Annotated in this window: 5 protein-coding genes and 6 pseudogenes; 3 read left to right on the top strand and 8 right to left on the bottom strand. The window is 48.0% G+C overall.

Annotated features, from left to right (window positions below; genetic code table 11):
• Nucleotides 1-108 precede the first annotated feature (108 nt).
• Both BSG17_RS25530 and BSG17_RS28155 read right to left on the bottom strand, forming a co-directional pair.
• Nucleotides 109-633 (bottom strand): annotated as a pseudogene (locus BSG17_RS25530) (IS5/IS1182 family transposase); the annotation flags it as partial.
• Between the two features lie 75 nt (nt 634-708).
• A pseudogene (locus tag BSG17_RS28155) lies at nt 709-1055 on the bottom strand (IS5/IS1182 family transposase); the annotation flags it as partial.
• A gap of 400 nt (nt 1056-1455) precedes the next feature.
• Between BSG17_RS28155 and BSG17_RS25520 the strand changes: the two are divergent.
• On the top strand, nt 1456-2847 hold the full coding sequence (locus tag BSG17_RS25520) for a sulfatase (RefSeq protein ID WP_170864965.1): 1392 nt from the start codon (nt 1456-1458) through the stop codon (nt 2845-2847).
• A 137-nt stretch (nt 2848-2984) separates the two neighbouring features.
• Here BSG17_RS25520 and BSG17_RS25515 read toward each other — a convergent pair.
• Nucleotides 2985-3804 (bottom strand): annotated as a pseudogene (locus BSG17_RS25515) (transposase).
• 292 nt (nt 3805-4096) lie between these two features.
• On the bottom strand, nt 4097-4993 hold the full coding sequence (locus tag BSG17_RS26650) for an alkaline phosphatase family protein (RefSeq protein WP_139246827.1): 897 nt from the start codon (nt 4991-4993) through the stop codon (nt 4097-4099).
• A gap of 165 nt (nt 4994-5158) precedes the next feature.
• Between BSG17_RS26650 and BSG17_RS26645 the strand changes: the two genes are divergently transcribed.
• Nucleotides 5159-6904 carry a hypothetical protein gene (locus tag BSG17_RS26645; protein ID WP_139246826.1) on the top strand — a complete coding sequence of 582 codons (1746 nt, stop codon included), beginning with the start codon at nt 5159-5161 and terminating at the stop codon, nt 6902-6904.
• A gap of 488 nt (nt 6905-7392) precedes the next feature.
• On the opposite strand, the gene BSG17_RS28865 is transcribed toward BSG17_RS26645, so the two are convergent.
• A complete protein-coding gene (locus tag BSG17_RS28865) occupies nt 7393-7536 on the bottom strand; it encodes a helix-turn-helix domain-containing protein (RefSeq protein WP_394327991.1) in 144 nt (47 codons plus the stop codon).
• A gap of 155 nt (nt 7537-7691) precedes the next feature.
• A pseudogene (locus BSG17_RS26640) lies at nt 7692-7841 on the bottom strand (ISH3 family transposase); the annotation flags it as partial.
• A gap of 93 nt (nt 7842-7934) precedes the next feature.
• Here BSG17_RS26640 and BSG17_RS25505 point away from each other — a divergent pair.
• Nucleotides 7935-9407, top strand: coding sequence for a flippase (locus BSG17_RS25505; protein WP_089828157.1), 1473 nt, complete (start codon nt 7935-7937; stop codon nt 9405-9407).
• 122 nt (nt 9408-9529) lie between these two features.
• Here BSG17_RS25505 and BSG17_RS28860 read toward each other — a convergent pair.
• Together BSG17_RS28860 and BSG17_RS25495 are read right to left on the bottom strand one after the other, a co-directional pair.
• A pseudogene (locus tag BSG17_RS28860) lies at nt 9530-9730 on the bottom strand (hypothetical protein); the annotation flags it as partial.
• A gap of 454 nt (nt 9731-10184) precedes the next feature.
• A pseudogene (locus BSG17_RS25495) lies at nt 10185-10495 on the bottom strand (ISH3 family transposase); the annotation flags it as partial.

Below are 10495 nucleotides of genomic sequence, written 5' to 3'. Positions count from 1 at the left end.
TAGTTCGCAAGCTAAGTCCTGGGAGTAGGCCAATTGTAAGCGCCCGTTCCGACCCTTTTGGAGTACGAATCGATGGATTCGTAGTTGCAATACTTCTCTTACTCACTACCTGCGGGCGATCTGCCCACAGAGGTCGGCATCACTTCCTTCCCGGGTCGTCGAACAGTGTACGTCAAGGATCGCCTGGCTGTCTGTATCGACGAGCTTCGTGACTTTGAGCTTCTGCACGCGGTAGTTCGTTCGATTGCAGTAGTGGCGGCTTGCTGCATCTCGTTCGTAGAACGTGGCATCGACCGCTCCGTGCTTCGAAGGATCGTGCAGCTGCGCCGAGTGGCGCAGCAGCACTCGACAGACGCTCATGTTGAATCGGTCGAACGCCTTACACAATGTGGATGGTGAGGGGAGATCGGCCGCGTCGAGGCCGATCTCCCCAATTATTTGCGGCATCTCTTTCAGCAGGTCGATCGTCATGCGGTAGGACGTATCAAGGTAAATTCGGAGACAATGGAGAGAAACGAGGGCATAGTCGGCGAATCCGCCGCCACCTTCCGGGGCGGCGGATTCGTCTCTATCGCCAGTAACCCTTTGAGCAAGCGGCACAATCTCGCCAGTGAAGCGGGATATTTGCGTCATAGACACTCGCAACCTCCCGCTTCAACTCCTTTGATTTAGTGGCTTATCCCGACGCCGTCTAGTGATTCAACAGAGCCGGTTGAACCCAGTAAAATCGATAGAGGTGTGGCCAGTGCGTTTCTCTGCCGAAGTGCGGAGAAACGCACGCCAGGCCTTCGTCGAAATTTTCTCGAACCAATCGCAGAGCACCGTGTAGTGAGGCAACCGCGTGAGGCCAGCCGAGAACCCGGCATTTCGCTGAGCAAGCCAATCGTCTGGCGCTAGGACTTGCCAAGCTCGATTTTTAGTGCATGAAGCGTAAGTATCACCCAGTCGACAAACCCGCCACCCCCGACGGGGTCGGCGGGTTCGCCTGGGTTCTCGACAACTGCTTTAGCAGTAGCAGCCGTAACACGAGTGATGCGGCGGAATTCGGAAATCAAGACAGTCTGCCGCTTTGCTTTCTACCGACATAACGGAGTCGCCACGCCGCAGTCTAGCGATCCTACAGAACAGAGAATGCATCAACATGGTCCGACAGGAAACGTGGCTGACCTTCGCGGTGCGTCGAACCGTCCCCGCAAATCGACCATCAGACGACCGTTTCATCTGGTAATCACCGACCAGACTAGCCTCTTAGTGAGAGTAACAATGCTGCCGACAGCGACGGCTCCGCTGGTTCATCCATGATTACTGGTGGAGAATGTCAGCAGGTTTACTTCGACACCGGACTCAGGCTTCAGAATCAGCTAGTCGAGGGCACTTTGTGAAGTACTGAATCTGAATTGGTAAGCAATCTATTATTCGCAAATGATATGTACCTCCGTTCTTGACTTGTTTTCAATGGATTCCTCAAACGTGGTTTGGCTCATTTTCGATAGTATTCGCGGGGATCGGACATCACTTGGGAACGATGGACCGGATACCACGCCAAACTTGGAAAGAATCGGGGAAGACGACGATGGAATCGCGACAACCTGTTTCTCCCACGCGATTTGGTCACAACCGTCTGTTGCATCAATGATGACGGGAACGCATCCATCCCATCACGGTGCTGGCCTCCACAATGAGGTCATACCAAAACAAATAGAAACGGTGGCTGAACGATGCTCAATGGCGAATTTAACAACAGAGGCAGTGTCAGTGAATCCTTATTTCTCTGACTCTACCGGGGCAGACAGAGGGTTTGATCGTTTTGACTATTTCGACCTGAAATCACTAGTAGGCGAATGTTCGTTGTCTAGTCTCCTCTCATTCGCAGCTAATGTACGTAAATTTTCAGGAGGTTTGACGGTTGAAAAGAGGAAGCACAACCCGGATTACTTGTTAAACGAAATCGTCAAAGATAGACTTGAAAACTTGTCCCAATCTAAGGAACAATTTTTCTTCGCCGCTCACTATCATGGTGTCCACCACCCCTATTACCCTGCGCCACACTATCAGTCCAATATAGGAATCAACCGATCAGATGCAGATTTTGCTTTTGAATCATCAAAAGACGTATATGAAACGATAGCAAATAGGTGCCCGTTCTCCGATCCAGAGATCGAGTCAATTAGGGGTGCATACGATGCTTTGGTCGCCCAAACTGACGCCCTCATTGGAGATCTGCTGTTCCACATCGATTCACTGGGCTTGGATGAGAACACAATTGTCGTCATTACATCTGACCACGGTGATTTGCTTGCAGAGTACGACCTGTTCTCACACAAACTGCTGCTCTCTGATGAGTTAATCAATGTCCCTATCGCTGTGAGGGGTTCTGAACGGCTATCCGAGATTGAACTACCAGTGTTCCAGCACATAGACGTGATGCAAACTGTGCTCGAGGAAATCGGTGTTAACACAGATGGGATGCAAGGTCGGTTGTTACCGGAAGAAGCGCCAGAATTCGCAATAACGCAGAGGGGCAAGGAAACAAAGCGTCAAACCATTGAAAAAGCACGTGAGCATGATCCTAAATTTGACCCAGAGATTGTTCCCCCAGGACTTTCGACATCAATTCGAACTAAAGACTGGAAACTAGTCTCATGGGATGAGGGAGAAGTACTCTTTGAACCACCTAACGAATCCGACGACCTTTCCCCAGAAAACAAAGAGATAGTCTCCGAATTAAGTCAGAAACTGTCTGAGTGGACAAATGAGAATGGGGAGCCAGTTATGGACGAGACTTCTCAAGACTTCGATGACGATGTTCGGGATCGGCTCGCAGACCTTGGCTATGTGGCTGAATGACGACTGAATGGTGAGTCTGTCGTCCTCAAGTTGGTCGTATGCTCAAATCCATCGGTGTAGCGTTCTGTAACCCACCTTCACGTATCACGTGATAAAGTCATTCAGGAGTGTTCTGTTGAATAGATACTGAGCTACCGTTACAGTAGCTCACACAGGGATTCTATATTGACGACGGTGAACATCAGGGCAATTTCGCGGGCTGCCGATATCAGCCGAGCGCTCGCACGGTATCGCCGAGCGAGCGCTTCGTTGTCGAATACGAGGTCTCCGCCATCCAGCGCTGAGGGCAGCCTTTTGACTGAATAAGCGTATTGTTCGCAGCTGTCTTCGGTGATGAACCGCGGTAGTAAACAAGCTACTCGACGTGAAATGTTGAGGCCTCGCACTCTGTGTGCCAATCTTGGAACCCGTTGTCCGCAGCGATGGTCAGCAAGTCGTCCGCGTTCCGACAGACGACCTGCGGCCCGGTCTTCGTATCGTGCTTTCACCGTACTATGATATGGACGTCAAGAATAGCGAGCGACTCTATATCAGTTAATGTCGTCTCTTTCAGCGTCTGTACAGTGCTTTCGGACCGCTGGCGGAAGTACGACGAAGCACAACGGCGGTCGAAGAACGTGCTGTTGACTACAGTGTGGCCAGACTGCGGGTGTCGCTGCGCGGAAACGCGCAGCAACGCTCGCCAGACCCACATCTTCAGCCAATCGAACGACTTGTAGATCGTACTGTAGTCCGGGAGGTCGCCCCTATCTAGACCGAGCGCGTCACGAACTTCAGTCAGATACCTCAGCGGATTCGGCGTTTCACGGTAGCTGTGTCTCTCTTCGAGCTGGAAGCAATATAGCACGGGACCCAGCGGGCGAACCCACCACTGGCAGGCTCTCCGGCGTGCTTTCCCAACGCTTGTTTGGCTAGATGACGACACTGCTCAACGAAGTCGAGGAGGTCGACTTTTATGGGCAAGAATCTAATTTCTCGGCCTCGCCCTTCTAACGTGGTGATATCGGCTGATCAGACGCCATTTAACAGAGCATTCAAGAGAAGTTCTGAAATTCATGTAGCAGCAGGTAACGGGAGTCTTACTGAATCTTCTCGATTGGTAGTTCTCCTGTTTCGGAACTTATCTTACGCATTCATGTTGGCAGGAAGCTAATAACTGGTTTTTTGTGAATCTCGCGTCTACTTGCTGGTCTTAGTTACAACCACACCAGTAGGCGTGTCAACTAGCGGGCCTTGTGATGTCCTGATATTAGATTTTATACCCCAGACCTCGTAGCTTTTCGTCGATCTCCTTTGAGTCTAACCCTACTTCATCTTGTTCAGGAGTTCCACCTCGAATCCGTCGTCGGTCCTCGCTGTCAATTACGAACCAGGGCACTCGAACTAATGTTGGGACATACAGTCCGGCAGGATGACCGTAGTATGTTGCAGGAAGCGGTGACTGTGACTCACCAAGCAATTCCCCGTGATCTGATGAAATCACCGTTTTCCCATCTAGTTTATTAATGAGATCTAATACCGAATTTAGTGCAATTTCTAAATTTTCTCGATAAGCTTGAAACAGTGTATCTGCATCTAAATTATTTTCACTTACGGTTTTGGGGAATTTGTCCTTATAGTTGATATTTTCACCAGTCGGTCCAAAAAATGGCTGGTGAGGCTGCATATATTGAATGAGAAGTCGCTTGTGCGGATATTCATTCGCTGCGTTTATCGCAGCCTCTGTTACTATTTCCGGGCTAGCTGAGATTCCTCCAAAAGCATCGTTTTCAACAAGATTGTATTTGTAGACTTCCGCTTCTATTTCATCTTTTAGTCTGGCGTAGTAGCCGTTTGAGTCAATATAGACAGTATCATAGAGATCCCGGTTAGTAAAATTCCCACGAATCCACTCTCGTGTAGCACTCCCTCTTGAGATACGGTATTCAAGTGACCCCGTAAAAGAATCCAGGGGAAGATATTCTTCGAATATATCAAATCGACAAGCATCAAGTATAATAAGGTTATCCCAGTCCTCATTAAAAATGTCTGTACCGTTTGGATTATATTCACGCGTCTGCCCACGAGTATAATATAGACGGTTCAGTTCCGTTAGCGCTAAGTTTGGACGTTTCAACGCCGTCTTCACAGCATCAGCATCGTACATAGGTGGCTTTTCTAACAACTCTCACTAATATGTTTGTATTTAAATGTCTGATTTTCTTAACTTAGAACTAGTCTTTTATTCTATGTTCATTGATTTCTTGTTCATGTGCTAGTTTGTATGAAACGATAGGTTTACAAATTCGGTCATAGATGCACCATATACAGAATGAATGAACGAACAAAATTCATCTTCACATCAATTTGTTTCCTTTTTGCAGTTGCTACAACACTCTCTGTTGCATCCCCAGCAACCAACTATGAACTGTCAATTTATGGTTCAACTCCTCTAGCGGTGTGGATTGTCTTATCACTATTGTCGGGCATCAGTATTATCGTTATTATGTTTGGACGCACGCAGACTAATCGCCGCCTCGGTGGCACAGCTCTCGTGTTGGTGTCTCTCATCATTTTTGCCTTGCCTCTGCTACGAGGTTATCACTTCCACGGCCCCGGTGATTCAATGGGTTACCGAGGAATCTCTCTGGAAATCCTCAAAACAGGTATTGGGGAGGTTATTTACCCTGCCCTTCCGACAGTGGCGGCAATAACCCACCAAGTCACTGGCGTTAGACTTGACAAAGCATGGTTGATTGCGTTCCCCTGGTTTGCGGTGTTGTTCGTTTTTGGTCTTGTCGCCGCAGCACGGCGAGTCGGAGATAACCAGAATGTCGTCACACTCTCGCTCATCACTGCTGCTTTGTTCCTTCCGCTGAATCAAATCAGTCGAGCAGGCGTCTTTTCACTTCCTTCGACAACCACAGCGACAATATTCTTGACTCCGCTTGCTCTATTCTTGTTAATAAAGCTGCAATCGAACGATCGTGAAATTTGGGCCGTTAGTATAATTTTCCTTACTGGCTATATTTTCTTTCATCCACAGCAATTTGTGAATTATATATTAGTCGCACTTACGGCATCAATTGTGTATGTTTACCGCAGTAAGTCATCATTTCGATATCCAGGGAGACTAACCATTTTAGCAATCGCGTTGTTTTGCGTATTCTGGCTATGGGTGTCATCGTTCGACCTCTTTGCAAGCGCAATCGGGGGTGTCGTCTTGCGCGTCTTAAGGGGGGGGACGACGGGTGACTTAAGTTCGGCAGGAGGCTCACTTGGTGCTGTTGGCGGGTCGCTTACGGAATTATTCATTAAGCTGTTTTTCATACCTTTTATTGCTTGTGTCATTGTCGGCACAGCAATGCTCTTGTACATTCTTTCACAGCAGTTTTCGCTTGGCCGTTTTGAATTACTCGGTGATCTATCAAAAGAGGAGACGATGCTAGTTTCGACTCTCGTCCCGATCACTGCGATCACCGGTGTATACACGCTCGCCTTCAGCCAATACTTCCGCCATATCGGGTTTGCTATGGTCATCGTCAGCGTCGTCTTACCCGCTATTGTGGCACGTCCTCTCTCACGTACAGACCTCACTAAAAATCGGGCAATGAAAATTGCCGGTGTTGTGTTTTTAACCGTGATCGTCGCGATGTCTGCGATGACAATTCACCCCTCGCCGTTCATTTTTCAGGAGAGTGGTCATGTCACGAAAGCACAAGTAGAAGGGTATGAACACGTATTTAAGTACACTGACGAAAGCACCGAATACGCTCATCTCCGCCTGTATCCTCATCGGTTCTATGATTCAATATATGGTGATGCCGCAGCAAAACGAAGAAACATCGAATCGAGCCAGACGAATGTTTTGTACAATTTCACAAAGTCCGTTCGAAATTCATCCGATAGCACATACTACATCATCACCGATGCAGACCGGATGCAGGACTTTGTAATGTACGATGAGGCATTTCTGGCACGTTCAGAATTATCAAAAATGGAACAACAAACAAGCTGTATCTATCGAAACGGTGGCGTTGAAGTCTGTAAGAACGCGCTAAATAGCACACATTCGTAGTAATAATTATTTTTTACGGTCTGAAGTTAATTCTATTCTCGGTCCGTTAGTATTTCACAAAGCATCCTCGGCTAGCTGTTTCTGAAGCCTGAGTTCTGTACCAGAACAGTTGCACTGGCGACCTCGGCGAGAGGATCATGAGCGAACCGACGGAGCGCTGTCGCTATCGGCGGCGATAATGATCAGCGCAACATCTAAATGCCGGGGAGGAAGGTCGCAATCTAGTCGGAAGCGCAGCTCAATCGTTGAGTAAGACGAAGGAACGTTTCGACAAGCAGTGGCGAGAGAGTCCGTTGGAGTCTTTTCCAGACTGGCTCAATGGAGGTGAGAAACAGTGAGTACTGCGGAGAAACATTAGAGATATATGATACGTTACCTCAAACCGGTCGGCGATTTCTCGGTGAATCTGCTGAGACGTTCACGGTTAGTCAGCTTCGAGAATCTGCCAGAGCTCCGCAAGTAGGTCTGGAGTAAGCTGCGGGGGGCGGTCAGCCCCCGAAGCTCGTTAGAAGGCCCTTCGCACCACCATTATTCCACGCGCGGGTCCAGTGACTACTGGTCGGCTGTGAGACACCAACACGACGACCGGCTTCTTCGAGCGTGTCTCCCACGTAGAGGTTCTGACAAAGCACAATCGATGGACGAAACGGATCTCGTCCGCCTTTTGAGCTCCATCGACTCTCCTATCCAGTTCTTTCTTAGAGAGGTGCTTGACGATCCCCAACCGACGTTCTCTACTCACTCTCTCTAAGGCGCTTGCAAGACTCAAATCTTCCGCAGACCACTAAGCGCCGACGAGAACCTCGTAGATGTCTTCAGCATTAAGTTCGGCATTTTCAGCGAGTGTGAGAGCAACTTCCTCGTCAAACGAATTGACGAGGAAGTTAAGGAGCTGGTTCTCATGGAATTCACCGTCTATTTGATGGTTGATTGGCACATTTGCAGCAAGCAGACGTCTCAACCAACCGGCTTTGTGAAGTACTGATATTATATCGTCAGTTAGAAGTAGAATATTCGTATAGCTATCTCTATGAGTATAGCTACGCAGCTCGGGAAAAAATTCAAATCAGAATTTTCTGGGCAACTGATCGCGACAATTGCCGGGACAGGATTAACATTGATTCTGGCACGGCTCCTTGACCCAAGCGGGTATGGTATTCTGTTTTATAGTATTTCAATATTTTCAATTGTGAAGGTATTTAGTAATCTTGGAATACCAAAGTCTGCAGCAAGGTATATTGCTGAAAACAAAGATAGCTCCCCGGAGTTGATCCCCACTATCTTGCGCACATCCATCTCTTATAATGTTTTGATTATATTGTTTGTATCAGTATCCTTTTACTTTATACATCCGTTTGTGGCAGAAGTGTCAAGCGAGCCAAACTCAAAAGAGCTTTTGAAAGTTGGCACATTATATATTGTATTTAGTTCAACTTCTTTTTCGGCTCGTATTATTGCACAAGGATTCGAGGATATAAAATTGTCTGCTGTCATAAATGTGACTAAGCGCGTTAGTCAACTAATTTTAGTTGTTGGGTTTGTACTGCTTGGGTATGGTATCATTGGTGCTCTCTGGGGATTTATTATTGGTTTTTGTCTCGCGACACTGGTTGGGTTCTGTGTGATTTATCACAGATACTACTTGAATTCTGGAAGACCAGAGATTTCGAATCTACCACAGAATATATCGAGGAAGATCCTTGAATATAGTATCCCGCTTAGTATTACAAACATGTCTGGCAAGCTTGATTCAAAAGTAGATACAATATTGGTTGGGATATTAATGAATCCTGTGTCAGTAAGTTACTATGTTATCGGTAAGCAGGTTATTAGTGTTTCTCAAATGCCTGCATCAGCTCTCGGGTTTTCGATCTCGCCCACATATGGAAAAAACAAGGAAGAGGGTAACCAATCTACATCCGCCAAGATTTTTGAAAAGTCACTAATATATACTCTATTAATTTATCTCCCATGCGCTGCTGGATTATTTTTGATCTCTTCTCCAACAATCTCTCTAATTTTCGGACCAGAATACCATGGTGCAGTCCCTGTCCTACAGACATTTTCAGCCTATCTCATATTACAATCTATCACACAGATCACTGATAACCCCTTAGACTATCTTGGACGAGCCCGTGAACGAGCGATTGCAAAAGGTATTTCATCCGTGAGTAATGTTGTCTTGAATCTATTTTTGATCCCCTGGATCGGTGTCGTTGGTGCAGCAATCGCTACGGTAATTACACATACATTTTACAACCTAGTCAAATTGTATATAGTTTATTCTGAACTTCCAGTAGAGGTGAGTAGAATTGTCGCTCCAATTGGGAAAATTATATTGATAACTGGCGCTATGTCCATCGTTGTTGGGTATCTCGCTCAAGATGTCCATAGTATGATCACATTGGCATTCATAATTGCTATTGGAATTCTAGTTTGGGGAGTTATGTCAATTATCACAGGGGCGATTGACACGAGTCTGGTTAGAGAGTCACTAGGATAGGTCGTAAGGCGAGTTGCTCGAGACAACGAGAAGATCATACGGACTACGCTGTCCAGTTATTGAGTCTTCGGAGAAAGCATGCGAAATCATAATGACTGTAGGAACTATTTATCTGAGTGACATTAGTGTGTGACACATTGTTGATTTTGGAGCGTCGCTTTGACAGCGTGTTTAAGTGCTTCTCAACGGGTTTATTGAAGAGTTCCTATGTAGCTGAAAGGCGCGGAAATACTGTGTCAACCTGTCCTTCGAGATGTCCCCCAATGCGGGGAGAGCCACCGTGGCGTTAGCGACGCGTGGCTCTCACAGGTGTTGGCGTGCACGCCTTATGAGCATATTCGGCAGTTCCCATTGAGTCAAAAGATACCTACGACTGACGGGTTAGATTCTCAGGAAGCATCTGGATGGGTGTATGCAATTCCTCTACTATCCAGGCACCGTTGCTACGTTCCTACGGCCTCTGACCTCGAGAGCTTAGCGCTTAAGCTTCTCTCGCAAATCCCGATCACTGGAGTCGAAGCCGCAGCCTTCGACTCCAGGATCATTCGCCAAACGCTCCTCCAAACCGCCGTTGAGCAGACATTCATCAAGACTCAGTACCTCACAAAGCATCCTCGGCTAGCTGTTTCTGAAGCCTGAGTGCTGTGTCGGAGCGGTTGCACTGACGGTCTCGACGAGAGATCCATGGACGAATCGACGGAGAGCTGTCGCGTCGGCGGCAGCCGCCGCCGACAGCGACGGCGTCGCCACTCCCGCTGGAGGCTGTCTGGGTCGTGATTACCGGGTAAACCGGTCGTCCGGTGGTCGGTTTGCGGGGACGGCCCGACGCGTCGCGAGGGCCGTCCACGCTGCCCGTTGGACCATGTTTATGAACTCCTTGAACGACCACTCCCAGAGGCGACGCCCGCCTCGGCGGGGCGTCGCCACGTACTCCCAGTGCAGATACCGCCAGACGTTCTGTAACAACAAGCTCACTACGACGTACAACAGCCGTACGACCGGATTTTGTGTCGAGGTCGTCGCAATACTTTGTTCGGAGAGTCGATAGCTCGCCTCGATACCGAAGCGTTTCGCGTAGTGGTATCGAG

This window comes from Halogranum amylolyticum (genome assembly GCF_900110465.1).
Classification (GTDB): domain Archaea; phylum Halobacteriota; class Halobacteria; order Halobacteriales; family Haloferacaceae; genus Halogranum; species Halogranum amylolyticum.
Note: the sequence above shows the minus strand (reverse complement) of the source record. Positions and strands in the feature narration are given on the sequence as shown.

What these genes read in the sequence shown, in the direction of transcription:
- BSG17_RS25505 (WP_089828157.1), top strand. Translation starts at nt 7,935, where the DNA reads ATGAGTATAGCTACGCAGCTCGGGAAAAAATTCAAATCAGAATTTTCT.
- BSG17_RS25520 (WP_170864965.1), top strand. Translation starts at nt 1,456, where the DNA reads ATGGATTCCTCAAACGTGGTTTGGCTCATTTTCGATAGTATTCGCGGG.
- BSG17_RS26645 (WP_139246826.1), top strand. Translation starts at nt 5,159, where the DNA reads ATGAATGAACGAACAAAATTCATCTTCACATCAATTTGTTTCCTTTTT.
- BSG17_RS26650 (WP_139246827.1), bottom strand. Translation starts at nt 4,993, where the DNA reads ATGTACGATGCTGATGCTGTGAAGACGGCGTTGAAACGTCCAAACTTA.